This window comes from uncultured Ramlibacter sp. (assembly GCF_936925435.1).
Lineage (GTDB): Bacteria > Pseudomonadota > Gammaproteobacteria > Burkholderiales > Burkholderiaceae_C > Ramlibacter.
Genome location: NZ_CAKZHQ010000020.1, coordinates 21,041 through 45,635, shown reverse-complemented (window position 1 = coordinate 45,635; position 24,595 = coordinate 21,041). Strand labels below are relative to the sequence as shown.

At 62.6% G+C, this 24,595-nt stretch carries 19 protein-coding genes; 9 read left to right on the top strand and 10 right to left on the bottom strand.

Annotated features, from left to right (window positions below):
* Positions 1-200: 200 nt before the first annotated feature.
* From Q0632_RS09800 to Q0632_RS09780, 5 genes are all read left to right on the top strand, one after another.
* Positions 201-1,013, top strand: a complete 813-nt coding sequence (locus tag Q0632_RS09800; RefSeq protein WP_298928173.1) for an alpha/beta hydrolase — start codon at positions 201-203, stop codon at positions 1,011-1,013.
* A gap of 135 nt (positions 1,014-1,148) precedes the next feature.
* Positions 1,149-2,159, top strand: a complete 1,011-nt coding sequence (locus Q0632_RS09795; RefSeq protein WP_298928170.1) for an alpha/beta fold hydrolase — start codon at positions 1,149-1,151, stop codon at positions 2,157-2,159.
* Positions 2,160-2,184: 25 nt separating this feature from the next.
* Positions 2,185-2,829 (top strand): pyridoxamine 5'-phosphate oxidase family protein, encoded by a 645-nt coding sequence (locus Q0632_RS09790; RefSeq protein WP_298928167.1) that lies wholly within the window; start codon positions 2,185-2,187, stop codon positions 2,827-2,829.
* Between the two features lie 245 nt (positions 2,830-3,074).
* The gene (locus Q0632_RS09785) at positions 3,075-3,656 is read left to right on the top strand and encodes a cupin domain-containing protein (protein ID WP_298928164.1); all 582 of its coding nucleotides are present in this window, start codon (positions 3,075-3,077) and stop codon (positions 3,654-3,656) included.
* Between the two features lie 246 nt (positions 3,657-3,902).
* A complete protein-coding gene (locus Q0632_RS09780) occupies positions 3,903-4,478 on the top strand; it encodes a cupin domain-containing protein (protein WP_298928162.1) in 576 nt (191 codons plus the stop codon).
* Between the two features lie 3 nt (positions 4,479-4,481).
* On the opposite strand, the gene Q0632_RS09775 is transcribed toward Q0632_RS09780, so the two are convergent.
* The 4 genes from Q0632_RS09775 to Q0632_RS09760 all read right to left on the bottom strand — a co-directional run bounded on the left by Q0632_RS09775 (position 4,482) and on the right by Q0632_RS09760 (position 10,461).
* Positions 4,482-7,337 (bottom strand): winged helix-turn-helix domain-containing protein, encoded by a 2,856-nt coding sequence (locus tag Q0632_RS09775; RefSeq protein ID WP_298928159.1) that lies wholly within the window; start codon positions 7,335-7,337, stop codon positions 4,482-4,484.
* 107 nt (positions 7,338-7,444) lie between these two features.
* Positions 7,445-8,413, bottom strand: coding sequence for an alpha/beta hydrolase (locus tag Q0632_RS09770; protein WP_298928156.1), 969 nt, complete (start codon positions 8,411-8,413; stop codon positions 7,445-7,447).
* A 428-nt stretch (positions 8,414-8,841) separates the two neighbouring features.
* On the bottom strand, positions 8,842-9,444 hold the full coding sequence (gene wrbA, locus Q0632_RS09765; protein WP_298928153.1) for an NAD(P)H:quinone oxidoreductase: 603 nt from the start codon (positions 9,442-9,444) through the stop codon (positions 8,842-8,844).
* Positions 9,445-9,765: 321 nt separating this feature from the next.
* Positions 9,766-10,461, bottom strand: a complete 696-nt coding sequence (locus tag Q0632_RS09760) for a response regulator transcription factor (protein ID WP_298928150.1) — start codon at positions 10,459-10,461, stop codon at positions 9,766-9,768.
* 323 nt (positions 10,462-10,784) lie between these two features.
* Between Q0632_RS09760 and Q0632_RS09755 the strand changes: the two genes are divergently transcribed.
* The 3 genes from Q0632_RS09755 to Q0632_RS09745 all read left to right on the top strand — a co-directional run bounded on the left by Q0632_RS09755 (position 10,785) and on the right by Q0632_RS09745 (position 16,657).
* Positions 10,785-12,470, top strand: coding sequence for an FAD-dependent oxidoreductase (locus Q0632_RS09755; protein WP_298928147.1), 1,686 nt, complete (start codon positions 10,785-10,787; stop codon positions 12,468-12,470).
* A 118-nt stretch (positions 12,471-12,588) separates the two neighbouring features.
* Complete coding sequence (locus tag Q0632_RS09750) at positions 12,589-14,136, top strand: winged helix-turn-helix domain-containing protein (RefSeq protein ID WP_298928144.1); 1,548 nt, start codon at positions 12,589-12,591, stop codon at positions 14,134-14,136.
* Entirely contained in the window at positions 14,126-16,657 is a 2,532-nt protein-coding gene (locus tag Q0632_RS09745; RefSeq protein WP_298928141.1) for a hypothetical protein, read from the top strand. Before Q0632_RS09750 ends, Q0632_RS09745 begins: the two co-directional genes overlap by 11 nt.
* 232 nt (positions 16,658-16,889) lie before the next feature.
* On the opposite strand, the gene Q0632_RS09740 is transcribed toward Q0632_RS09745, so the two are convergent.
* The 4 genes from Q0632_RS09740 to Q0632_RS09725 all read right to left on the bottom strand — a co-directional run bounded on the left by Q0632_RS09740 (position 16,890) and on the right by Q0632_RS09725 (position 21,439).
* Positions 16,890-17,654: an isochorismatase family protein gene (locus Q0632_RS09740; protein ID WP_298928138.1), complete on the bottom strand. Its 765-nt coding sequence runs from the start codon at positions 17,652-17,654 to the stop codon at positions 16,890-16,892.
* A gap of 560 nt (positions 17,655-18,214) precedes the next feature.
* Positions 18,215-18,532 (bottom strand): DUF4148 domain-containing protein, encoded by a 318-nt coding sequence (locus Q0632_RS09735; protein ID WP_298928136.1) that lies wholly within the window; start codon positions 18,530-18,532, stop codon positions 18,215-18,217.
* A 233-nt stretch (positions 18,533-18,765) separates the two neighbouring features.
* Positions 18,766-20,667 (bottom strand): amidohydrolase, encoded by a 1,902-nt coding sequence (locus Q0632_RS09730; protein WP_298928327.1) that lies wholly within the window; start codon positions 20,665-20,667, stop codon positions 18,766-18,768.
* A 79-nt stretch (positions 20,668-20,746) separates the two neighbouring features.
* Positions 20,747-21,439 (bottom strand): YceI family protein, encoded by a 693-nt coding sequence (locus Q0632_RS09725; RefSeq protein WP_298928133.1) that lies wholly within the window; start codon positions 21,437-21,439, stop codon positions 20,747-20,749.
* Positions 21,440-21,684: 245 nt separating this feature from the next.
* On the opposite strand from Q0632_RS09725, the gene Q0632_RS09720 reads away from it, so the two are divergent.
* A complete protein-coding gene (locus tag Q0632_RS09720) occupies positions 21,685-22,371 on the top strand; it encodes a response regulator transcription factor (RefSeq protein WP_298928130.1) in 687 nt (228 codons plus the stop codon).
* A gap of 327 nt (positions 22,372-22,698) precedes the next feature.
* Here the strand turns inward: Q0632_RS09720 and Q0632_RS09715 are convergent, their stop codons facing one another.
* Positions 22,699-23,157 carry an antitoxin Xre/MbcA/ParS toxin-binding domain-containing protein gene (locus Q0632_RS09715; RefSeq protein ID WP_298928127.1) on the bottom strand — a complete coding sequence of 153 codons (459 nt, stop codon included), beginning with the start codon at positions 23,155-23,157 and terminating at the stop codon, positions 22,699-22,701.
* A gap of 653 nt (positions 23,158-23,810) precedes the next feature.
* Positions 23,811-24,164: a hypothetical protein gene (locus Q0632_RS09710; protein WP_298928124.1), complete on the bottom strand. Its 354-nt coding sequence runs from the start codon at positions 24,162-24,164 to the stop codon at positions 23,811-23,813.
* Between the last annotated feature and the right edge of the window lie 431 nt (positions 24,165-24,595).

Genomic DNA, 24,595 nt, shown 5'->3' with positions numbered 1-24,595 from the left:
CGCCCGATGCGCCAGCTCCATGTCTCGCCTGGCGGGCCATGTGCTGATCCGCTCTAGATCTCACTTGGGTGAGCGTGCACCTCAACCCAAAGAGTAGGTCGCGTTTCATTCCTCAACGGGATCACATCGGACCCTGGCGGCTCCACATTTGGACAACACCTGCAATTCCTGCGGCCGTGTATGTCATTTCAGGAGTACCTATGCACATCATCTTCAAGAAGTCGATTCTTGCCTGCGTCCTGGGGCCCGCCTTGCAGGGCTTGTGGATGTGTCCTGCCACCGCGGCCGCACCCGCCTCTGGTGCCCCGGCAGTGAAGACCGCCCAGCCCACCGTCGTCCTCGTGCACGGCGCCTGGGCAGACGGTTCGGGTTGGGAAAAGGTCGTTGCGCTGCTGCTGGACAGTGGAGTCAATGTCGCCGTGGTCCAGAACCCGCTGACCTCCCTCGCGGATGACGTCGCAGCGACCCGGCGGGTGCTGGACAGCCAGTCCGGCCCCGTGGTCCTGGTGGGCCACTCCTGGGGCGGGGTCGTGATCGGCGAGGCGGGGGTGCACGACAAGGTCAAGGCCTTGGTCTACGTCGCCGCGTTCGCCCCCGCGGAAGGCGAATCCGTGAACGATCTTCTGGCCGTCAAGGACATCCCGCAGCCGCCCGGTCTCGCCGCGATCCGGCCCGACAGCGCGGGCTACCTTTGGCTGTCGCCTGAAGGCATGGCACATGACTTCGCCCAGGACGTCCCCTTGGCGAAAGCACGGCTATTGGCAGTCACCCAAGTTCCTATCAACAGCCCCAGCTTCGGCCAGAAATCGGCCGCAGCAGCCTGGCGCGCCAAACCGACCTGGTACTTGATGACGAATCAGGACCGAATGTTGCCGCCGGCCGCGCAACAGCACTTCGCCAAGCGGATGAACGCGAAAGTGACGGCCATCGACGCTAGCCATGCGCCCATGCTGTCCAAGCCCGCCGAAGTGGTGGCCGTGATCCTGGACGCCGTGCGCCGGGTCGGCCAGTAAGCGGCGCGCGCATTCCATTGGCAGCTCCGGCCGCCCCTGACCGCCGTGCTCCCTGACAGCAGTGGTTCCCCAAGGCTGCGCCATGAAAGCGGGCGGCCCGATTTCCTTCAACCCCTCTCCTCAAAGGACCTTCCCATGAGAAATACCCTCCAGGCGCTGCTCTGCGCCCTCACGCTTGCATGCTCCCTGGCGGCGCCGGTTGCAAAGGCTGCACCTGCGCTCGACAAGGTTGCCCCAAATGTGGCGAGCACTGCAGCGGTCAGCTACCGGACCGTCAAGGTTGACGGATTGAACATCTTCTACCGCGAGGCCGGTCCCAAGAACGCCCCGACAATCCTGCTGCTACACGGATTCCCGACCTCGTCTCAGATGTTCCGGAACCTGATTCCACTGCTGGCAGACCGCTACCATGTGGTCGCGCCGGACTATCCAGGCTATGGCCAGAGCGACATGCCGCCGATGGACAAGTTCCAGTACAGTTTCGACAACCTGGCCAACGTCGTTGACAAGTTCACCCAGGCCATTGGCTTGTCGACCTTCGCGATGTACGTGCAGGATTACGGCGCGCCAATCGGATATCGCATTGCGCACGCCCATCCAGAGCGCATCACGGCAATCATCGTGCAAAACGGCAATGCTTACGACGAAGGCTTGGACAACGACTTCTGGGTACCCGCCAAGCAGTTCTGGGCTGACAAGTCGCAGGCCAACGGCGCCAAGCTGCGTCCGCTGTTCGAGCTCCCCGCCACCAAATGGCAGTACAGCGAGGGCTACCGTGAGGCGCACCGCATCAGCCCTGACGCCTGGATGTTGGACCAGGCCTACATGGACCGGCCCGGGAACAAGGACATCCAGCTGGAGATGTTCTACAGCTATGGCACCAACCCCGCGCTGTATCCCGGTTGGCAGGCCTACTTCCGCAAGTACCAGCCGCCGATGCTGATCGCTTGGGGAAAGAATGACAAAATTTTCCCCGCCGCTGGGGCCCATCCTTACCTCCGTGATCTTCCCAAGGCCGAACTCCACCTGTTGGACACGGGGCATTTCGCACTGGAGGAAGACAGCGCGACGATCGGACGCCTGATGCGGTCTTTCCTGCAGCGTCATCTCGCGAAGCAAAAGCCAGCGGCAAGATCCGGCTCTTGAGTGCCGCCATCCAACAGGAGTCCGCATGGGCCGACCTTTCACGCGCATCGCATTCACGCCCTCAGTGAGGGAGGCCCAGGCCCACTACGGCTCCCGGTCTCCTCGCAGCGAAGCCGAAGCCAACTCCGGGGAGCCGGACGCACTGACGGAAGCCGAGGCCGACTTCATCGAGCAGATGGATGGGTTCTACCAGGCCACCGTGAACGAGGATGGCTGGCCCTATGTCCAGTTCAGGGGAGGGCCGCGCGGCTTTCTCAGGGTGCTCGACGCGAAGACCATCGCCTTTGCGGACTTCCGCGGAAATGGGCAGTACATCAGCGTCGGCAACATCAACGCGGCGCAGCGGATCGCCCTCATCCTGATGAACCAGGCGGCCCCGGCCCGTCTCAAGATCTGGGGCACGGCTCGGGTGATCGACCGGTCGAACGACCCTGCGTTTATTGAGGCGCTGCAAGTCAAGGGCTACACCGGCAGGGCGGAACGCGCGATCGTGATCGACGTCCTGGCTTACGATTGGAACTGCCCCCAGCACATCACGCCGCGATTCACGCGCAGCGAAATCAGGGAAATGAATGGGCCGCTCCTTGCGGAAATCGAGGCGCTGCGCAAACGCGTCCCCGCACCCACGGCGGCAGGCCAGGCTAGCGGGGCCGCCGGCGACAGCAACTGAAGTCCCCATCAGGTTCCCGCGCAGCCCTTCCCCGCAGAGCCGCCGGGATGATGCCTATGACGCCGGCCCGCATCTTCGCTTCAGGCGAAATCCGGGCGATGGCCGGCTGATGAGCTGTACCTCCAGAAACTGTGAAGGCCCGTCGAGCGAGCCGGAGAGGAACTGCGCGGTTAATTCCGGTTAAGGATTGCTCCACGAAGATGGACCCTGCCTAGAATCCACCCGTCTCTTTAACTGGAGGTCTAATGTCTTTCCCACCTATCCACCGTGTCGTCACGGGCCATGATGCCAATGGCAAGGCCGTCTTTGTCAGCAACGGCCCGCTGACAGCCGTGCACAGCGTCGAGTCCGTTCCCGGAATGATCTTCCATGAAGTATGGGAGGTGTGGGGCACGCCGCCCGTGGTGGGCAACACAGAAGACCCCACTCTGGTGCCACTGAAACATACCGCGCGGAAAAACGGCGTCCTTCTGCGATTCTTCGACTTCCCTCCCGACGAGAGCTATCTTTCGGACGACAAAGTGCCGGCCCGGATGAAGCACTTGTTCGACGAGGTCCGCAATCCCGAAGGGTTGACAACTAAGCCGGATTCCCCGCATCCGATGATGCACCGCAGCGAGGCCATTGACTACGGCATCGTCATCGAGGGCGAGATAATTCTCTTACTCGACGACTCCGAAGTGCATCTCAAGCCCGGCAGCGTCGTCGTGCAGCGCGGCACCAACCACGCGTGGGCAAACCGCTCCGGCAAGCCGTGCCGGATGCTGTATGTGCAGATCGACGGGCAGTACGACCCGGCCATCGCTGCCTTGTTGGCACCCAAGTGAGTTCTTATGCGCGTGGCATTGCCGCAAGCAGCTGCGATGACACCTGCAGTTCGCGCGTCCCGAAACCCTCGGTGAATTGACAACGGAGCTGGGCCAGCATGGTCGGCTGATGAGCCTTTACCTTCAGAAGCTGTGAAGGCCTGTCGAGCGAGCCGGAGAGGACCTGCGCGGTTAATTCCGGTTAAGGATTACTCCACGACGATGGGCTCTGCCTAGAATCCACTCGTCTCTTTAAATGGAGCTCCAATGTCTTTGCCACCGATCCATCGCGTCGTCACGGGACACGATCCCTACGGTAAATCAGTCATTGCCAGCGACGGTCCGCTGTCCACGATTGCCGAGCTCCGGGCTGTGGCCGGCATGATTTTTCATGAGGTTTGGGAAACCCGCGCAACCCCGGCTCCTGTCGACAATTGTCGGGATCCGACCAGCGGTCCCATGGTGCATGGCGCGCCGAAGAATGGAACGCGCATCCGCTTTGTCGACCTGCCGCCGGACACGGTGTATCTCGCCCAAGGGCAGGAAAAGATGAAGGAGTTGTTCCGCGAAGTCAACGACGATAAAGGCCTGACGACCAAGTCGGATTCGCCGCACCCGATGATGCATCGGACCGAATCGATCGACTACGGCGTGGTGATCGAAGGGGAGATCAGTGTCGTCCTGGACGACTCGGAGACGCTCCTCAAGCCCGGCAGCGTGGTGATTCAGCGTGGCACCAATCACGCCTGGGCGAATCGCTCAGGCAAGGTATGCCGCATGCTGTTTGTGCAGATCGATGGAAGCTACGAACCAGGCATCGCCGCAGCCATTTCCCGACGGTGAGCCTTATGAGGCCGGGATGGACGAAAGGAGCCGTGAGGCGGTCAGGAGATCACCTGTGTCAAAGCCTTCGGTGAATGCGCTGTAGATGGGCATGAGCATGGCGCGCGCCTCTTGTGCCTTCGAAGTGGCGCACCAAATAACGGCGAGGTCGTTCGCCGCGCGCAACCGCCAGGCCAGCGCATGGGTCTGCTCGGCGACCCTCAGGGCTTCCAGCAGAACTGATTCCGCTTCCCCGGTGCGTCCCTTGGCCAGCAAGATCGACGCATGGACACGGAGAACTTCAGGCAAGCACCAAGCTTCTCCCTGCGCCAGCGTGGCGGCAGAGGCTTCCAGGATCGTGGACTCCGCCTCGTCGAGCCGTCCCTCGCGGGCGAGAGCAGCCGCCACAACACTGAGGTAGTAACCTATTCGCGTCAGGTGGTTGATGTTGCGGAATTCGATGACCGCTTTCTGAAGATTGGCGACGGCGTCCGGCTCAGCGGTCGCGCTGCGGCTGGCAAGCGCGGCGCTGTAGAACATTGCAACCGGGCGACGCGCAACAATGCCGTGCTGCTTGACGTGCTTCGCCAGCCTCTCGACCAAGTGGCCGCACTCGGCATCACGTCCGCTCCAGAATGCCACTGGACAGGCATAGTTGAGCGCATTGTTGAACGACAGGTGGTGGTGATTGGGATGAGCCCTTTCCAGCGCCGCAGCGGCTGTGCGGGCTGCGGTGTCCGGGAACCCCATAAGCCACTGCACATGGGACAAAACGCCCTCGAGAAGGACGAGCGTGTCGGCGAGGTAGCGCACGTCGTAGGACCTGTTGAAGTAGCGCAGGTCCCGCTGGCGGAGCGATTCGAGTCTTCGCGACGCGGACTGGAGCCGGCCTAGAAAGAGGTCGGCGATGGCAGTGTGCACCTCACCTTCGGGCAGCGCAGACGGGTCCTTCTCCGCAGCGATCGCGACAAACTCATCCAGGAACCTCAAGCCAGCTTCGTGCCCGCCGGTCCAGAGTTCGTATACCGAGATCGCCGACAGGCAACGCAGCCGGTATTCGGTGTTGTCGGTCTGCGTAGCGATCTCCAGGGCCCGACGCATGGAGGCTAGCGTCAGCGGCTTGAAGTCGCGCGTCACCATCGTCGAGCTGCCAAGCCACAGATTGAGCTTCATCTCATACTCCGTGCCCGAAAGGCCGGCTGCTTCGAGATCCTCCACCGCACGAGAGACGTGGGCACGGCATTCCTCGGTGAGCGAAAAATGGTTCCACAGGAGAATGCCGGCCAGCGTAAGGCGAATCCTCAGCGACCTGTTCGCAGGGTCGGTCGCGGTCCAGGCAAGCGCGTCACGCAGATCGTCCAGGACCCGGCCATAGTCGATGGTCCATTCATGCGCCGGGCGTTTGGCCCATTCGGACGTCGCACGCTCGAGTACGGCGCAGACGTGTTCCGCATGGCGTTGGCGAACAGTGCGATCTTCCGCCTGCTCCCACAGTCGCTCGAAGCAGTCGGCGCGGGTGGTTTCGAGAAGGCGATAGGCGATGTCACCGGCATCCAGGTCGATCGCAAGCAAGGATTGCGCTTCCAGCTGCGCCAGGCACTCAACGACTTCGGCGCGATCGCGTGCGGACACGGCGGCGGCGCCTTCGGCGTCGAACACGCCGGAAAACACCGACACGGCCCGCAGCAGGGTTGCCTCCTCTGCGGAGAGAAGACTGTAGCTCCATGCAAGCGTCGCTGCCAGGGTTCGGTGCCTCTCGGGCCCTGCACGGCGCCCAATGAGGAGACGAAACCGGTTGTCGAGCTGATTGAGAAGTCCGCCAACGCCGAACGCGTCGATTCGGGTCGCGGCGAGTTCGATCGCAAGCGCAAGGCCGTCAAGCCTTCTGCAGATTTCACTCACAGCCGGCGCATCGGCGTCCCTGAACTCGAACGACTCCAAGCGGTCCGTCGCGCGCTTGATGAATAGTTGGACCGCGGGGAAGGCAAGGGCATCCTGCGCCTTCAGGCCGGACCCAGCGGGAGGCGTGCCCAGCCCAGGGAGCCTGCGCACGCGTTCGCCATCCATGCCGAGCGGCTCCCGGCTGGTCACCAGGATCTTGACCCCGGCGGCGACAGCCAGGATTCGAGCTGCGTAGTCCGCGGTTGCCTCGACGATATGCTCGCAGCTGTCGAGGACGAGCAGCACCTCTCGCTCGTGCAGGTGCTCGCAAACCGCGGCGAAGGTGGTGGGCAGATTGGAAATGACGCCGACGGAAGCGGCGATCGCGTTGGGCACCAGGTCCGGGTCCTTCAATACCGCCAGATCGACAAGCCAGATGCCGTCCTTGAAGGCGCCGAGGGCCTTTTCGGCGACGGCGAGGGCGACCGTGGTCTTGCCAATGCCCCCGGCACCGACGATCGACACCAGACGCGAAACTTCCAGTTCGCGGCAGATCGCTTCGATGGCGGGAGCTCGCCCGAATATGTGCGCCGTCCCGGTGGGCAGGTTGTGCGTGCGAGGCGGGTTGGCGGGCAGTTCGTGGAGGTCTGCTGAAAGTGGCCGCGTCTGGACGGTGCCAATGAACCTGTAACCCCGGCCGACGACCGTCACGATGTACTTCGGCGCCTCGGGCCCCTCACCCAAGACCCGCCGAAGGCCCGTGATGTGCACTTTGAGGTTGCCTTCTTCGACGACCGTATCCGGCCAGACCTGGTCAAGGAGTTCGCGCTTAGTCACGAGCTCGCCCTGGCGCTGGACCAGCACGGTGAGGATGTCGAGCGCCCGGCCGCCCAGCCGGATCGGGGTGCCGTTGAGCAACAGCAGCTGCCGTTGCGGAAGGAGGACATACGGCCCGAAGGAGAAGGACTGGGGGTCCATCGGTTCGGCTTGGATGTCCATCACGTTGACTGCCTCGCGTTCTGGTCGTTGATTCTAGTTTGCAGGCCTGGGCGCTGGCAGGTGCTGACTGCCCGCCGCCTCCATCGTATATCCCCCGGACAAGCGCTTCAGCTGCAGAACCCCCGCTCGCTGCGGCCGAAGAACGCCAGGATCTCACTGGCAATCGCCGGGGCGTCTTCTTCCAGGGCGAAATGGCCGGTGTCATAGAACCGCAGCTTCGCCTCGGGGAGATCGCGCAGGTAGGCTTGCGCGCCGGACGGCAGAAAGACCGGGTCGTTGCGGCCCCAGACGATCAGTGTCTTGGGCGTGTTGCGCCGAAGATAGGCGTGCCAGCGCGGATACTCCGCAACGTTGGAGCGGTAATCCAGCATGAGCTCGGTCTGGATACGCCGGGCTTCGGCATGGTCGAGGACCCAGGCATCCACGTTCCAGCTGGTTGGATCCATTGCTTCAAAGTCCCGGGCGCCGGTTTTGTACAGTTGCAGCGCAAAATCCCGGGACACCAGCTGCTCGGCGCCTTGGCGCTGCGCGGCCATGATGGCGGTGAGCTGATCCGCTGCGATCCCTTCCACATATGCGTTCGCGTTCTGGACGATCAGGCCATTGATTTGCTCAGGCTGCTCGGTGGCCATCCGCAAGCCCACAGGGCCGCCGAAATCCTGCATGTAGAGCAGGAAATGCGTCAACCCGATCTGACGGGTGAACTCGGACATGAGGTCGGCCAGATTCGCAAACGACGGCATGAACCTGTCGACGGGTGGATAGTCGCTGAAGCCTGAGCCCGGATAGTCCGGCGCGACAAGGTGGAAGTCACCGGCGAGTAGGTCCATGAGCTCCCGGTACATGTGCGAAGAGGACGGAAAACCGTGTAGCAGGAGAATGGTGGGTTTGGCCGGATCTCCCACTTCCCGGTAGAAGATCTTGATCCCACGCACCACCGCCCAACGGTACGCTGTCCGCATTTCGCGCTCGGATTGCCTGGTGAGCGGCGTGTAGGGTTGTGGCGAATCCGACGTGCAATGGTGTACTGGTATGCCTCCTAAGCCATGTGCTGCCGGATCGATGTTGCTTTTCATGAATGATCTCCATTTGGTCGGGCTGCTGCAAGAGAAGCCGAGTGTCGAAATGCCGCACTTCATGCATCGCTTCCACGCTCTCGACGCGCTAGCAGAGGAACTCTAGGTCGGGGTGTCAATGAGTGCGAGTTAATTTCGGTTAATTCGCTCTGCCCCGGAGCACTGCGGAGGAACTCCCGCGTGAGACAACTGTGGATATGCTTGTTCAGTCTTTTAGACAGCCCCAGTCCCCGGCAGATCTTGAAACGGGGCACCGGGGGCTCTGTGCGTCGTTTCCCCGCGCGTTTTTCTAAGGAGCGTGCTGCCACCTCAGATGGTGACCCGCTGAGTGTGGTGGGCCGCGGGTCTAGGCCCTGAAGCACGCCGCCACGCGGTGTGCGCCAGTCAGGTGTGAGCATCCTGCACGGCAGGTGCAGGCGCGTGCATCGTCATGGGCGGGACAGCTTTGCCGCGATGCCTGCAATGTATTTCCCCTGCGAACTGGCCATCGACAGCTCGTGCGGGCTCGGTGTCCTGGACCCATCCGGCCCAGCGATCGTGGAGGCGCCGTAAGGGCTGCCTCCACTCACTTGCGAAATGTCTGTCAGGCGTGATTCCGAGTACGGCAGGCCGGCAATCACCATCCCATGGTGTAGCAGACTGGTGTGGAAGCTCGTGATGGTGGTCTCGTGTCCACCGTGTTGGCTGCCGGCGCTGGTGAAGACGCTGCCGACCTTTCCGATGAGGGCGCCCTTCGCCCACAGGGAGCCAGTCTGGTCCAGGAAATTGCGCATCTGTGCCGCCATGTTCCCAAACCGCGTCGGCGTTCCAAAGATGATCGCGTCGTAGGAGGGCAACTCCTCCACCGTTGCCAATGGTGCTGCTTGATCGAGTTTCAAGCCGGCACGCTGCGCAGCCTCTGGACTCATGAGTTCGGGGACTCGCTTGATCATCGCTTCAGCTCCAGCGGAGTGCACTCCCTCGGCGATGGCATTGGCCATCGCTTCGATATGGCCGTAGGAGGAGTAGTAGAGGACAAGGATCTTTGTCATGGTGGCGCCTTCGTTGGTTGATTAGTTCAGATTAGTGAAGCACTTGCTGCCGCAAATCCTCCTGACGTATGAACTGGCGCCTATCCGGGTGGCTAGGGTTGTGAGGGAATGCTTCGTATCGATAGCGGCGGCCCCATCGCGGAGGCATATGCATGGTCAGCATGGGGCAGCGCGACTTGTCCGCAGGCCTGTCACGGGGCCTCGGAAAGGCTTCGGACCAGGCTGGAACCAAGTCGCTTGCCAGCCTCGACGCCGGCGCCTATGCCTTCATCCGACAAGACCTTGGACTGTTGGGCGATGGCTGCCCTGATCGAAGCGCGCTCAGGCCCCTTGTCGGGCGTACGAGCGGGTTGAGGCGCCCGCGCGCTGCGCCATGGGTACCATGACCGCGTCAGCAAGGTTCGTGTCCAGGCTGGCCAGGTCATGGGCAGAGACCCTGGGCCATGCCACGAGACCGCGATTCGCTGCGATCGACACTGCCTGGGTCCGACTGCATGCGTTTAGCTTGCTGAGAATGGATTTCACGTGCATCTTGACTGTAGCCAGCGCCACGTCCAGATCCCGAGCCGCGAGTTTGTTGCTGCAACCGAGCGCCAGCAGCCTGAGCACTTCCAATTCACGCGGAGTGAGGTCGTTTCTGGTCAGGCTTTCCGCCACGCTTTGCGCCGCGAAGCTGCACAGGTATCTGGACCCGCGTCCGACGGCGCGCACGGCATCCGAGAGTTCCTCGGGTGTGCAATGCTGCAGCAGGTAGCCCTGGATGCCGCAATCGAGTGCGCGGCGAATGTCATGTTCGCGGTCGACCGCGGTAATCACTACGATGCGAAGCCGCCCTTGGTCTCTGGTTTTCGCCAGCTCCAGTGCTGCCGTGTAGTCCGAAACGATCACATCGGCATCTGCCACGGAGGTGGTGATGTGCACACCCAATTCGCGACCAAGTGTCGCCGTGAGACCGAGAGCCAGGACCGGTTCCTGGTGCAAGACAGCGACTTTCAATGAATGTTCAGTTTCGTTCATGGAATCCTCCGATGCGGTTTCAGCGCATGCGAAGACTACCGCTGGACGTCGTGGGTCAGGGTTAATTGCGGTAAAGCGAAGGTCCCTGTGCGAATGACTGACTGGTGCCACAGCGCGGCAAGGTTGCGGCCTGTCGACGCATTTCTCCTCCTTCGAAAGGATGACGCGCACCTTCTCATTGATACGCGCTCGCTTCGCATCCGAAGGATGGATGGCACAGGGTCGGAAGCTGGCGATAGTGCGCTACATCGGTTCCCTAATTCCCTGGTCCAGACGCCTTCCATGTCGCCGGGGTCCTGCTGCTAACCAACTATGGATTTGTCATGCCTACCGACGTCCCTGACATGTTCGCCACGCGCCGCCACCAGGTCTTTCCGCGGCTCGAACTCCCCGAGATCGCTCGTGTCCATCGCTTCGGCCGCTTGCTGACGCACCGCGAGGGCGAGCTGCTCGACGCCAGCGGAACGGCGTCACAAGGCATGTTTCTGATTCTTCAAGGCAAAGTCGCTATCGTGCAGCGCGACGGCCTGGGCAAGACGGTGCCCGTCGTGGAGCTGGGGGCGGGCGATTTCGTGGGAGAACTGGGCATGATGTCGGGAAAGCAATCGCTGGTGGATGCGGTTGCGCTGGAGCAGGTGGAAACCTTGCTGCTCGACCCCAAGCAGATTCGCGCGCTCATCATCGCCGAGGCCGAACTCGGCGAACGGATTGTTCGCGCCATGATCTTGCGCCGGGTTGCCCTGATCGAATGGGGCTTGACGGGCCCGGTCTTGATCGGGCGAACGGGGTCGATGGAGCTGGTGAAACTCCAGAGCTTCCTGAGAAGCAACGGCGAACCGTACCGCCTTGTCGATGCAACCCAGGACGACCAGGCCAGGGATCTGATCGCCCACTACGGGGCTACCGGTGACGAGCCCGTCGTCGTCTGCCCCAACGGATCCGTGCTGATAAATCCCACCGAAGGTGCTTTGGCCAGGTGCATCGGCATGGTCGATTCCGCCGACCGGGAGGATCTCTACGATGTTGCGGTGGTGGGGGCCGGTCCGGCGGGGCTGGCGACTGCGGTGTATGCGGCGTCGGAGGGGTTAAGCGTCGTGGTCCTGGACCGTAGGGCGTATGGGGGGCAGGCTGCCAACAGCGCGCGCATCGAGAACTATCTGGGTTTCCCGACGGGCATCTCGGGAGCGGCGCTTGCGGGGCGCGCCTCGGTTCAAGCCGAGAAGTTCGGCGCCGAGCTGCTGATCCCGACTGAAGTGGATTCGATGGACTGTGCACGGGCCGGTCCCGACCGTGAACTGCAGTTGCGGCTCGCAGATGGACGGAGTCTGCGAGCCCGTTGTGCCGTCATCGCCAGCGGGGCACGTTATCGTCGGCCCGCAGTGCCACGCTTGCCGGATTTCGAGGGGCGCGGTATCTGGTATTGGGCATCTGCGCTTGAGGCGAAGATGTGCCTGGGTGCGCCGATCGCCCTCGTGGGAGGCGGTAATTCCGCAGGGCAGGCGGCCGTGTATCTGTCGCAATTCGCGTCCCAGGTCTATGTTCTGGTGCGTGGGGCTGGACTGGCCGCAACGATGTCGCAGTATTTGATCGAGCGCATGGAAGCCACCCCCAACATCGCGCTGCGGCCCTTCACAGAAATCACCGGGTTGCATGGAGATCCGTCCAGCGGGCTTACCGCCATCACCTGCCAGGAACGCGGGAGCGGGGTGGAGGAACTGTTGGAGGTGCGCCAAGTCTTTCTTTTCGTCGGCGCCGAGCCGGAAACCCGCTGGCTGGACGGATGCCAGATCGATGTGGACCGGCATGGGTTTGTGCGGACCGGCCATGCCTTGGCAGCCTCGGTGGCCGGATGGGTGCCCGCGCCCCTGGAGTCCAGTGTTGCTGGGGTGTTTGCCGTCGGCGACGTGCGTTCGGGTTCGGTCAAAAGGGTTGGAGGCGCCATTGGTGAAGGAGCCGCTGCCGTGGCCCAGATCCATCAGTATTTGGCACAGGCTGCACAAAATGCCTAAAGGGCCTTGCGCTGGAGAGCGTTACCCCGCAGGTCAGCGGCCCTTTTACCGCAATTAACCCGGGTTTTGGACCTCCGGCCATATACTGAATTTTCCACAAACCACCAGTGGGGCTGGCTTGAGCGCCCAGATTTCCAGGCTTCCTACTTCTTTCGCCTTTGGCACATTCCTGTTGATTCCGGAGCGACAGCTGCTCCTGGAAAGCGGAATTGTTGTGCGCATGGGCGGGCGGGCCTTCGACTTGCTGACGGTGCTAGTTCAGCGCCACGGAGAGGTCGTCAGCAAGCGGGAGTTGCTGGCCTTGGTGTGGCCTGGCCTTGTCGTTGAAGAGAGCAACCTGAAGGTCAATATGACCGCCATCAGGCGGGTCCTGGGCGAAGACACAGGCGCCCCGCGCTACATCGCAACCGTGGTCGGAAGAGGATACCGGTTTGTCGCGCCCGTGCAACATTCCGCCTGCCAATCCGGGCCTCATGTACCAGCCGTCCCGCGCTCCGGCTGCCCTACACCGGGCGCCAAGCGGATTTTCGGTCGGGAGGAAATGATTCACGCGGTCCTGAGTGATCTGGAGCATGGCCGGTTGGTGTCGCTCGTCGGGCCAGGCGGCGCGGGCAAGACGACCGTCGCACTGGAGGTTTCCAACAGGGCGGCATCGGTGTTGAAGAAGGCGGCCCTGTTCGTCGATCTTTCCATGGCGGAGGAGCCCTCCCAGGTTCCCGAGGCCATCGTCAACGTCATCGGGCAAGGCGATGGAGTGGGTGCAAGGTCCAGGCTGCCCGACGGCGGACTGGATGATCCCCACATCCTTCTCGTTCTGGACAATTGCGAACACCTGATCGGCGCCGTCGCCCAATGCGTGGACCAGGTGCTGGCGCGTACCAGGAACCTAAAGATCATCCTCACCAGCCGCGAACCGATTTGCATTCGGGGAGAGCGCGTGCGCCGCCTGCATGGCCTCGGACTGCCGCCGTGCGCCGACGGACTTAAGGCAGCGGAAGCGATGGCATATCCCGCATTGCAGATGTTCGTCGATCGCGCTGCTAAGCATTCCTTCTCGTTCAGGCTTGACGATGCGAACGCACCGGCGGTCGCCGCCATTTGCCAGAGACTGGATGGTCTGGCCCTCGCCATCGAGCGCGTCGCACAGCGCGTGGGAACACTGGGCGTCGACGGGCTGTTGGACCATCTCGACAGGCGGTTCCACATGCTCGACGGGTACCACGAAGGCCCAGAGCGGCATCGGACGTTGACAGCTGCGGTCGAAACCAGTTATGTGCTCCTGTCGCCCACCGAGCAGGCGACCATGCGCCGCGTTTCGGCTTTTGCCGGCCTTTTCAGCCTGGATGCAGCATGCGCCATCAGCGGGGCGGCCGGCGCCGACCGCGCCACCGTGATCGAGGACATCGCAGGTCTCGTTTCCAAATCCCTCCTGACGACCGAGTCCTGCGATGGCGAGATGTTGTACCGCCAGACGCATGTCATCCGCGCCTTCGCCCTCGACAAGCTTGCCGGGGACGGCGAGCAGACAGAGGTCAGGCGCCGGGCAATAGCTCTTGGCGAATTGGATGTGCCGCATCCGGGCTGGGAGGTTTTATCGGGTATTGCAGGGTCGGACGGCCGGAATTCCGAACCCGGCGGCCGCGAGGACCAACGAGATGTCGCGTGAGGGTGGGACGGGTGGCGCGTCGCCCAAGGTGATCTACCTGAATGCTCCGAAGGCGAATCACAACCTCCCGATCTTGGCGACACGGGTCGTCGGGCGCGGTGAAGTGATCGACATCCTTGAGCAGGCGGTCCACGCATCCCGGCTTGTTTCCATCGTCGGTGCTGGGGGGATTGGCAAAACGACAGTGGCTTTGGCGGTGGCGGAACGCGCAGTCGGCACGTTCGAGGATGGCGTGTGGATGGTGGATTTCGCGCCATTGCGGGATGCGGCGCTGGTGCCTCATGCCGTCGCCAGCGCGACGGGCCTGGTGGTGCATTCGGCCCACGTTCTGGCCGCCCTGTGCAGGTTCGTGCGGGAGCGCCGGATGCTTCTCGTGCTGGACAATTGCGAGCACCTGGTCGAGTCCATTGCTGACTGTGTGGGGAAAATCCTCCAGGAGGCGCCCGGCGTGCATGTTTTGGCGACGAGCCGCGCAGCGCTGCGCATGGAGGGTGAGCTGGTTCACACGCTACCCGGCTTGGCCCTGCCGCCGCGGTCGGCCGGACTGAGTGCCCGAGGCGCGCTGGCCTATCCCGCGGTCCAGCTCTTCGTGGACCGCGCCACTGACAGGCTGGACACGTTCGTGCTGAACGACGGCGACGCGCAGGCTGTCGCCGACATCTGCAGGAGTCTTGATGGAGTCGCTCTCGCGATCGAGCTCGCCGCCATGCGCGTCGATGCGTTCGGCGTGAAGGGCCTTCAAAAGCAACTAGACGACCGCTTCCGGCTTCTTGATGGCCGGCGCGGCGGCCTGGAGCGGCACCGTGCTCTTGCCGCCACGCTGGATTGGAGTTTCAGCTTGCTCACGCCGAAGGAGGCTTGCCTGCTGCAAGCCGTGTCCGTCTTCACCGGCGCGTTCCAGCTCATGGGCGCGTCTAGCGTTGCCGAAGTGCCGGTCGTGCAGGCGGCGTCAATCCTGGCGGAGCTGGCCTCCAAATCCCTGCTTACGATTGAAGGGCAGGTGCCTGACACGAGCTACCGGCCTTTGGAAACCACGCGTGCTTATTGCCTCGACAAGCTGGTCCGGGCGGGAAAAGATCAACCGGTCCGCCGGCGCCACGCCGAATATGTCTGCACCGTCCTGGAGCGGGCCGTCGGGGAATGGGGCCAGCAGCTGTCGCGCGACTGGGGCGCCACCTACGGCGCCCACCTGGACGATCTAAGGTCCGCGCTTGCCTGGACCGGCGCTGAACCGGTGGGGCGCTCCCTGCACATCCGCTTGACGGCGGCGGGAACGCTGCTCTGGAACCACTTTTCCTTAACCGACGAAAGCCGGCTCCATCTCACGCGTGCTATCGCGGAGCTCAGTGAGGACGAGGCAGGTGGAACAGCCCTGGAGATGAACCTCCAGTTCGCACTTGCCGGCGCCATCCTTTACACCCGCGGCGTGGTGCCCGAGGCGCGTGTGGCCATGCGCCGCGCGCTCACGCTCTCGGAGCAGCTCAACGAGACCGATTTTCGCCTTCGCTGCCTGCGGCTGGTCGGGACGTTCGAGCTGTTCTACGGCGAGACCGATGCGGGGCTGCGCACACTCGAGACGTTCTTCTCCATAGCCTCGGCGCAGGATCCTTCCTCGCTGGCGGAAGGCGAAACGCATTTCAGCGTGGGCGAACTTTTCATCGGCAGGCTACTCAGCGCCCGGGTCCGGATGGAACGGCTCCATGCGCAACACTCCCAGGATTACAACGACACACGCTTTGCCCGGTTCCAGTACAGCAACAGCATCAATGTCCTGGTCGTTCTCAGCCACGCGCAATGGCTGACCGGGTTGCCCGAGACAGCCGTGCGGACCGCGGAAATGATCTCGGCGTATGGACGTCAGGCAGAGCATGAACTCTCACTGAGCATCGCGCTTGCGTGGAACTGCCTCCTATATTTGTGGCTGGGCCGCGAAGAGGATTGCAGCAGCCAAGCCGCCATGCTTGATGACCTCGTCGAGCAACACGGAATCGTCATGTGGCGTCCCATCGTCACGTTCTGCAGGGGGGCCGTCGCCTCGGTGCGCGATCCCGGCTGTGCGGAGGGAGTCGCCGCACTCCAGCAGTCAATCTCAGAATTTCGCTCTACCGGGCATCGGGCCAGGCTGCCGTTTTACGTTGCAATGCTCGCACAGGCATTGGCGTCTGCCGGACGATTTGCGGAGGCGGAGGCGACGATCCGCGAAGCGTTGGAGCTTGCGCAAGTCCAGAACGAGACTTGGTGTCTGCCCGAAATTCTGCGCATCCAGGCTTGCATCGCGGCGTTGCAAGGCCAGGATGAAAGCGCCGAGAGGCTGCTACAACAGTCGATCTCCCTGTCCAGTCAGATCGGTGCGCTGACCTGGCAACTGCGCAGTTCGAATGATCTGGCCGCGCTCTGGAGCTCTCAGTCACGCTCGGCAGAGGCACGGCAGCTGCTTACGTCCATCCACGGAGCGTTCACCGAGGGCGCCGATACCCGTGACCTGGTTCTCTGCAGAAAGCTGTTAGACCAGCTGCAGTGATGCAGACCGGGCGCGGCAGCGCCAGGGATGCGGCTTTGGCTGCCTCTCGCGAGTGTTTGAAGCGCCCTATTTTTTTGAGCGTAAGCGGCCGCGGTGTTTGGCCCACCGAATATGGCAGGACCGACTGGACCGCCCCGTGCGCGCCGCCAGTCGGCCCTGAAGCGTTCAACCGGATCGAGGGGTAAGTCGCCAAGGACCGGTTACCGGCGTTTCCCGGATGGCAGACAGCGGTTCACTTGGAACGGGCGGCCTCTTGCGCCTTCTGGTAGCTTTCGAACACGGCGCCGTAGTTTGGCGCCGCGAGAATGTACAGCTTTGCGAGCTCCGCGGCTTCGGGGCGGGCCCAGGTGCGGTGCATCTCGCAGAGTACGGCATTAGCGGTCGTGGGAATGACGTCTCCCTGCACAAGGCGGGCCAGCGTCGTGCGGGAAGCCATTTCGCTCGGATCTCCGGAGGCATCCATCACCGCATACACGTTGAATCCAGCCTCCTGGGCGTCCAGAGCCGGAAACATCACGCAGACACTGGTCCAGACGCCAGCCATGATCAGGGTCTTGCGGCCGGTCGCCCGAACGGTTCTGACGAAATCGCCGTTGTCCCAGGCGTTCACTTCACCTTTGCGCGGAACGTAGACGGCGTGGGGGGCGAATTCGTGGATCTCCGGCATAAGCGGGCCGTTCGGTCCGTTAGGCTCAGACGCCGTCGTGATGACGGGAATCTTCAGCAGTGTGGCCATTTTCGCCAGCATCGCCGTGTTGCGGCGGAGATCGTCGATCGCGATGTCCTTGACGGTCTGGAACAGGCCAGTCTGGTGGTCCAGCAGGAGGAGCACGCAATCGGCGGGGTTGAACAGGGCCTGTCCGCCCCCGGTCGCAAGGACGCTTGCCTTGGAGCCGGCTTTGGCAGGGACTGCCGCTATTGCGGCGGAACTCGCGCCTGCCGCCGCGGTGGCGGCGACAAGCAGATTTCGGCGGGTCGGGGTGTATGCGTTGTCCATGAAAATCTCCTGAAACGGGTGGTTGCGAAGGCATGGCGATATTGGCTGTCAGAAGATCGGACGGATACACGCGAAGAGGTGGTGAGGGGGTCGGGAAAAGGAAGTACGTCGAGGAGCCCACCCTGTCAGATCGATGCGCGGCAGCGTGCACACACGGAGTCCGGCAAGTTGGTTTTGCATGCGGCTGTGACTGGCAATTGGGGGCAGTGCACGGCATCCATGGGTTCAGACAGCCCAAATGCCTGAGGAGCCGAACTCGGTCAAACTGCAGGGATGTAAGGTGCGTCGTTCCCGAGTGCCTTCCTCACCGCACGGGGGCGTCGCCTCTCATGAGCATCTGATGCAATGGAAGTACCACGAAGCGATCGAACGCGAATGAGATGGCTGCGATTCGCTAGTCATCTTCCTTGACGATGCCCACCCTTGTTCAGAATGGCGCATGTAACTCGCGAGCCAGCAGTGGGAGTGCCAGCGCACCTAACTCGAGGCAACAACGCGGCAAATCCAACCGGACGAGTTGGGACAAATAGGGACGGGCCCAGCCCGGCCCGCACCGAGGATCAACGCGGCACCGGCTGACGCAGAATGATCGAGCCGCTGTCTTCCCCGTAAAGGGCCCTCATCTCATCGCGGGACGCAGCCATCTCACGCCTGACTTCCTCCCTGCTCCTGGTGCTCTTGAATCCCTGCAGCGGATTGTAGGAAATGCTCCATGGCGGAGGACCGGCCTTCTTGAACTGTTGCAGCTGCGCGCGAACCTCCGCGCGAGTGGCTGAAGACTGGAACGGGGCCGTGTCGATGGTGATGTCGTCAGCTGCAGCCGGTGTGGAAATCTGCATCAAGGCTGTGGCGATGCCTGCCAGCAGGCGAAGCCACACGGAGAAAATGGACGAGCTTGCTCCCCATGAACCTTCCGGGATTTTGCTGCTCTTAGGACGACGATGAAGGTGAGGACTTTTCTGCGACATCGGTAATGATTCCTTTCTTGCGTGCAGCGTGGGACGACTTGCCGCCGGGCCGCCTCCGCAGCCGGGGCCGCTGCGTGGCAAGCAGCCAAGGCGTTGGAAGGTAAGAGGTGGGTGACTCTGTCACCGGGAAAGCGAAGCTCAACTCAAACGTTGCAGCTACAACCGAGTGCACCCCAGAATGCCCTAGGGTCTGCCGCCGGAACAGTTGCTGCCGCCGCCTGGAAATGATCATGCGCATGCACCATGCAACGGGAGTTGCAGTCGCACATCGCAGCGTACGCACGAGCGTTGTGGCCTTGCCTGCCGGGTGCGCGCGCGCTGTAGCCGCCGTACTTTCGAACTGGTGACCAGGTTGGCGAGACCGGTGGAATCGGTGGCGCGAGCGGTGCGTAGCGGCCGCCGCCGTAAACGATCTTGCCGGCGACGACGGTGAGCACCGAGACGATGTCTTGGATTTGGTCTTGCGCGACGGTGAAATAGTCGCGGTCGAGCACCGCGAGGTCTGCATACGCACCGGGGCGCAGAACGCCTTTGAGACCGGATTCTCGTGAGAACCAGGCGCCGTCAGCCGTCATGAGTCTGAGTGCAGCCATCCGGCTCAGGCGGCGGTCTTCTGGATAAAGTTCAGTGCCGCCGATGCTGCGCCCGGAAACAAGCCAGTACAGCGCCTGCCACGGGTTGTAGCTGTTCACACGGGTGGCGTCCGTCCCCAGCGCCACGGGCAATCCCATCTCCAGCATCCTTTTGACCGGAGGTGTCTGGGCCGCGGCCGCGAGGCCGTAGCGCCGGACGAAGTAGTCGCCCTGCATAGACATCCGATTCTGGATGGCCACGCCGCCGCCCAGCTTCTTGATCCGCTCAAGGCTTGCGGGGGTCACGGTCTCGCAATGGTCGAACAGCCACCCCAGGCGGTCGATAGGGATGTCTCGGTGCACCTTCTCGAAGACGTCGAGCGCCCGTGTGATCGTCTGCTCGTAGGTGGCGTGCATCCGCCATGGCCAGCCGTTACCCGCCAGGAAGCGGACGATACCCTCCAGATCCGCCTCCATATCCGCAGGCATCTCAGGCCGGGGCACCATGAAGTCCTCGAAGTCCGCGGCCGAGAAGGCGAGCATCTCGCCGGCGCCGTTCAAGCGGTACATGTCCGATCCGTCGCCCGGACGGCCGCTGGCGACCCAGCGTCGCATGTCGTCAAGCTCCGACTTAGCCTTCTGAGGGAACAGGTTGTAGGCGATCCGAAGAGTTAGGCGGCCTTCCCGGCCAAGTTGCTCGATGACACCGTAATCCTCAGGATAGCTCTGAAACCCGCCTCCCGCGTCGCCGACCGAGGTAACGCCGAGGCGGTTTTCCTCACGCATGAAATGCAGTGTGGAATTGACTTGGTCCTCAGGATTGAGCCTCGGACCCTTGGCTAGCGTGTTGTAGAGGACGAAAGCATTGGGCTCGGCCAGCAGCAGGCCAGTAGGCTCGCCACGCGCATCGCGCTCGATGATGGCCCCTGGGGGCTGCGGCGTATCGCGGGTGTATCCCACCACGCGCAGCGCGGCACGGTTGAGAAAAGCCTGGTTGTAGAGGTTCAGTACGAACACCGGCGTGTCCGGTGCCGCCTCGTTAATTTCTTTCAGCGTGGGCATGCGCTTTTCTTCGAACTGCATTTCGCTCCAGCCACCGACAACTCGCACCCACTGCGGCGGTGGCGTGTCGCGTGCCTGGGCACGCAGCATTTCCAGCGCTGTCCTCAAGCTGCGAACGCCGTCCCAGCGCAACTCCAGGTTGTAGTTCAAGCCGCCGCGGATGACGTGCGTGTGGGAGTCGATGAGGCCCGGAATCACGCGAGCTCGCTGCAGGTCTACCACCCTTGAGGTGGCGTCGCCCAGTTGGGCCACTTCCGCGTCGCTACCGACAGCGACGATCTTTCCGTCCAGCATCGCGATGGCAGTGGCTTCGGGAGTGGCGACGTCCAGCGTCGTGATGCGGCCGTTCTTCAGGATGAGGTCCGGCGTCGAGCGCGTTCCCGCCGCATAGGCAGGAAGCGGACCGCCCATCGCGGTCAGGCCGAAAGCGGAGGCGGAGCGCAGGAACCCGCGCCGATCAAGTTGGTTGAATGTCATGGTGACCTCGAATTCAGGGCGCGCGGAGGAACTCGGCCTCGATCGCGATGTCCGCTTGCGTTCCCACACCTTGCTGAATCGGCGGGGGATTGAGTCCGAATGCCAGCCGCGGCACGCTCGCCGTCGCCGAAAAACCCAGCGCGGCCACCTTGGCGAAAGGATGCGAGCGCATCGAGCCGCCGAGAGTGACGTCCAGGCTGAGGGGCTGCGTCACGCCAAGCAGCGTGAAGTCGCCATCGACACGCATCGTTCGAGCACCAGTGCGTGTCACCCTCTTCGAAACGAATATCGCGCGTGGGAACTTGGCGACGTTGAAGAAGGGTGCGCTGCGCAGTTCCGCATTAAAGTCTCTGCCTTGCGTAGGGACGAAATCCGTCTCGACGGATTCCAGATCCACACTGGCTTCAACCGAACTGCGAGAGAAATTTTCCGGATCGAACTGCAATGTAGCGTCGAAGCTTTTGAACCTCGCGGTGTAGTTGGACAGTCCCATGTGCCGGATCCGCCAGGTCAGGCTTGCATGGGTCTTTTCGAGGACATAGGTTCCGGCCGGCGCATCGATCGGCGCAGGGGCAGCGGCATGGACTGCCAGACCTAAAAATATGGCGAACGATGCCGCGAGGCGATGCCATCTGCCGGGCTGCTGTGCGCCGGCTGGGCGTTGAGAAGTGGAGGGCGCATGGCCCCATTGGATTGGCTGCGTCATGGAAGGTCTCCGGTGGGTGGTTCCCGAAGTCTCCTTGCCGACCCTGCAGATCGCCTCATCCTTAGGAGTTAATGCGAACCCATCCATTGGTCAACGGTCCGCGCGTGACGGCGGGCGCGCGCGATGACCGGCCCGCGCAGCTTCAAGTTTTACCGTGTTTAACTTGCGACAACCCCACGAGTCGCGCGACCATGGCAACAAGGTGGGAGCCGATCGTCGGTTCCCCAGGAACCCAAGAGGGCGCCATGAGACTTGCCGGATCCACTCCCCTTTCCGTGTGCATTGCACTTCCCGAATCGCTCCTGGCGCTTGGCATCGAGGGTGTTCTTCGCGGGCATTCGAGCCTGGATGCCAAGGTGGTGGACGACGACTGGGATGCCTTGGCGGCCGTGAGCAGCGGTGAAGTGGTCATCACCGATTACGAGCGGGGAATGTTGCTGGCCCATGCGTTCAGATCGTGCTCCAGTTCACCGGGTGTTGCTACTCGCCATATCCTTGTGTTGAGCGGCCGCGACCGCGAACAGGAAATTCGGCAAGCGCTGGAAAAGGGCGTGCGGGGTTACCTGTCTCCCGCATGTTCGGCAGCCGAACTCATTGAAGCATTGCTCACGTTGGCGCGAGGTCAGCGATACCTCAGCAAGATCGTTATCGACCGCATGGCTAGCAGTTTCGGACGTGAATTACTGACCGGCAGGGAGCAGGAGGTCCTGGCGCTGCTGGCTCATGGTGAATGCAACAAGCAGATTGCACGCCGCCTGGACATTGCGATCGGGACTGTGAAAACCCACGTGAAGTCCGTCATGTGCAAACTCGGCGCGAGCAGCCGCACCAAGGCGATCTGCATTGCCAGTGAACGCGGGCTCGTTGAAGTGCAGGGGACGGGTGCGCCCCATGAAACGGCGCACTTCAATGCGCTCTCAGTTAAGCACTGAGGGGCAATCTGAGTGTCCAGTTTCACGTTGATCTGATCTGGTAGGCCTTACGGAAGCACAGCCTCCCAAAGCGCCACGCCGTAGTCGACGTGTCAGACCTGCCGCTAGAGCCATTCTTCGTCGACAAAGAGCGACATCAGCGCGCCCCACAAGTTGCGCATCAGGCTCTGGTGGGGTTCGCTCGTCCTGACGCTGGTGCCTCCCTCGGGCGCGGATGCCAGCCAAAAGATGGCTACTTGCGCATCCCGTGTCACGAGGTATGCGCTGCGCGGCATGCAGCCGTGTTGCGGCACGTGGGGTGCAGATAGGCATGACTCAATGGCGTGCCTATCCCCTGCGTGCGAACCTGTCTGCGCGCGCGGCTTCCTCAACGTCTGTTGCATGGCTCGACAGAAGGTTCGCCGGTACTTCACCTGAAAGCCAGGGGTTGGGACGCGAGAACCAGACGGCTGTATCCCATTCATCAAAGGCCGGGGCGAGTTGCGCCAAAATTGGCCGCAGTTCCCTTTTAGGTTGCCTATCGTGGCGGTCGAACTGAAACGCGGGCAGCCAATAGTTGCCGGCCCAATAGAGGTACACCACGTGCCGGGCGGCGATCCATCGGGCGATGTCCTTGATCTCAGCACCATGCTGCGACCTGAGCACGCTGGGCATCTCGTCGGCACGAACAATACCGCCGCTAGCCCGGTAGCCGTCAAGCATGAACATGAAGTCGGCGTCTGCATCGGTTGTGGCGTTGCCGGATTCCGGTGCGGGCCGTGACGCTTTAAGGAAATTCATTTGCATAGCCGCTCCAGGAGTTAAGAGGCCACTTTGGATCCCCTGCTCTGTTTGAGCCTCCCTCCTTGGCGCGAGTCCCCGCACATCCTCTTGCTGGAACGCTCGCGAGGATGCGACGCCGCTTCGGCGTGACCGCTGCATCGGGACGCTGGACCGTGCTTGCATCCAGGATACCTAACCCTTCTGGTCAGGAGCTGATTCCCCCAGGGGTGGTGGCGAAAGTTCGGCAGCTGCCGCATCATGGCCTGAGTTCTTCCAAAGTTTCAGCATGCGCGGCATCAACCTTGCCGGAGTTGTCTCGTCCCCTCCTCTTAAATCCCGACAAGGGCCGCGCATGCTTTTTCTCACTACGGGTACCTTTGCGTGCGCTTATGGTTTGAGGAAGGAAATGGCGGGAATAGTCTCGTAGCCGCTGGCGGCGGCTGCAGTGGGCTCACGAAGCAGTGCCTACGGATTCTCATGGTGCGCGCGCAGTCGCATTTCCAGACGATGGTGTCAGGTGTGGATAACGCCTGGTCTTGCGCTGAAAAAATAGAGACGGCGGCGAGGGGGCTCGGGCAGAGAGGGAGGCCGCGTGGAGGTGGGCATAGCCGCTTTGGCGGTGCCTGCGGTTGCCGGTGGGAAGAAAGAGGCCGCCTAGGAGCCAGGCGGCCGTAGCGCTACTTCACGCTGCCAATTTCGCCCTTGGAGGTGATCTCCCCGGCCTTGTTGGCGCGGCGGCTCTCAGCCTTGCGCTCGGCGCGGGCTGTTTGGCGATCGGCCTTAGTGACCTTTGCGCTCGCTTCGGGGCGAGGATCGCCTTCGGCGTGTTGATCTTCCTTGGCGGCGGCGGCGCCGGTTTGCTTGCGTTGTGCCTTACCCAGCGCCTTCTCGTCGGCGGTGGCTTTGGCCTTAGCAGGCGGCAGTGACGTGCCGGGCGGCACCATTTCGGGGTTGGCGGGGCCCTGAGCCAGAGCGGGCCCTGCGAATATGGCGGCCAGCACCAGGGCTGAGCAAGCGTTGACGAGTTTCATAGGATCTCCTTGGAGTCGGTGTCATGCCGGCGGGCAAATCCCACAGGCTGCTCTCATGGTCGTCATGTGCGGTCATGGTTGACACCCCCTTTCGATCAGGTTGCTTGTCTCGCCTAGGCCTCAGGTAGCCGCTCTGGCAGAAGGACTTTTGATGTCTGCCGTGCCTTGCCTTGCAGATTCGGTTGTGCCTCGTGAAACGCGCATGTGCTTCACATCGAGTCGCCGAGCTTGATGGCTTCGTCGATCACTTCGTTTAGGTCAGCTTTTCCAAATCCGTCCGCGCAGGACGCTAGCACGGTCGAGGAAAGCCACTCACCGCGAAACGTCTCCAACCGAGCGCGCCGAGAATTCGCACGGCGCTGGCAGACTTACACACTAGCCGCGAGGATGACCGGGCAACGGATTCGGCTCGGATTGATGGCTGGATGACC

What these genes read in the sequence shown, in the direction of transcription:
- Q0632_RS09710 (WP_298928124.1), bottom strand. Translation starts at nt 24,164, where the DNA reads ATGAAACTCGTCAACGCTTGCTCAGCCCTGGTGCTGGCCGCCATATTC.
- Q0632_RS09795 (WP_298928170.1), top strand. Translation starts at nt 1,149, where the DNA reads ATGAGAAATACCCTCCAGGCGCTGCTCTGCGCCCTCACGCTTGCATGC.
- Q0632_RS09780 (WP_298928162.1), top strand. Translation starts at nt 3,903, where the DNA reads ATGTCTTTGCCACCGATCCATCGCGTCGTCACGGGACACGATCCCTAC.
- Q0632_RS09785 (WP_298928164.1), top strand. Translation starts at nt 3,075, where the DNA reads ATGTCTTTCCCACCTATCCACCGTGTCGTCACGGGCCATGATGCCAAT.
- Q0632_RS09740 (WP_298928138.1), bottom strand. Translation starts at nt 17,654, where the DNA reads ATGGACAACGCATACACCCCGACCCGCCGAAATCTGCTTGTCGCCGCC.
- Q0632_RS09745 (WP_298928141.1), top strand. Translation starts at nt 14,126, where the DNA reads ATGTCGCGTGAGGGTGGGACGGGTGGCGCGTCGCCCAAGGTGATCTAC.
- Q0632_RS09760 (WP_298928150.1), bottom strand. Translation starts at nt 10,461, where the DNA reads ATGAACGAAACTGAACATTCATTGAAAGTCGCTGTCTTGCACCAGGAA.
- Q0632_RS09790 (WP_298928167.1), top strand. Translation starts at nt 2,185, where the DNA reads ATGGGCCGACCTTTCACGCGCATCGCATTCACGCCCTCAGTGAGGGAG.
- Q0632_RS09775 (WP_298928159.1), bottom strand. Translation starts at nt 7,337, where the DNA reads ATGGACATCCAAGCCGAACCGATGGACCCCCAGTCCTTCTCCTTCGGG.
- wrbA (WP_298928153.1), bottom strand. Translation starts at nt 9,444, where the DNA reads ATGACAAAGATCCTTGTCCTCTACTACTCCTCCTACGGCCATATCGAA.
- Q0632_RS09730 (WP_298928327.1), bottom strand. Translation starts at nt 20,667, where the DNA reads ATGGGCGGTCCGCTTCCTGCCTATGCGGCGGGAACGCGCTCGACGCCG.
- Q0632_RS09770 (WP_298928156.1), bottom strand. Translation starts at nt 8,413, where the DNA reads ATGAAAAGCAACATCGATCCGGCAGCACATGGCTTAGGAGGCATACCA.
- Q0632_RS09755 (WP_298928147.1), top strand. Translation starts at nt 10,785, where the DNA reads ATGCCTACCGACGTCCCTGACATGTTCGCCACGCGCCGCCACCAGGTC.
- Q0632_RS09725 (WP_298928133.1), bottom strand. Translation starts at nt 21,439, where the DNA reads ATGACGCAGCCAATCCAATGGGGCCATGCGCCCTCCACTTCTCAACGC.
- Q0632_RS09800 (WP_298928173.1), top strand. Translation starts at nt 201, where the DNA reads ATGCACATCATCTTCAAGAAGTCGATTCTTGCCTGCGTCCTGGGGCCC.
- Q0632_RS09715 (WP_298928127.1), bottom strand. Translation starts at nt 23,157, where the DNA reads ATGCAAATGAATTTCCTTAAAGCGTCACGGCCCGCACCGGAATCCGGC.
- Q0632_RS09720 (WP_298928130.1), top strand. Translation starts at nt 21,685, where the DNA reads ATGAGACTTGCCGGATCCACTCCCCTTTCCGTGTGCATTGCACTTCCC.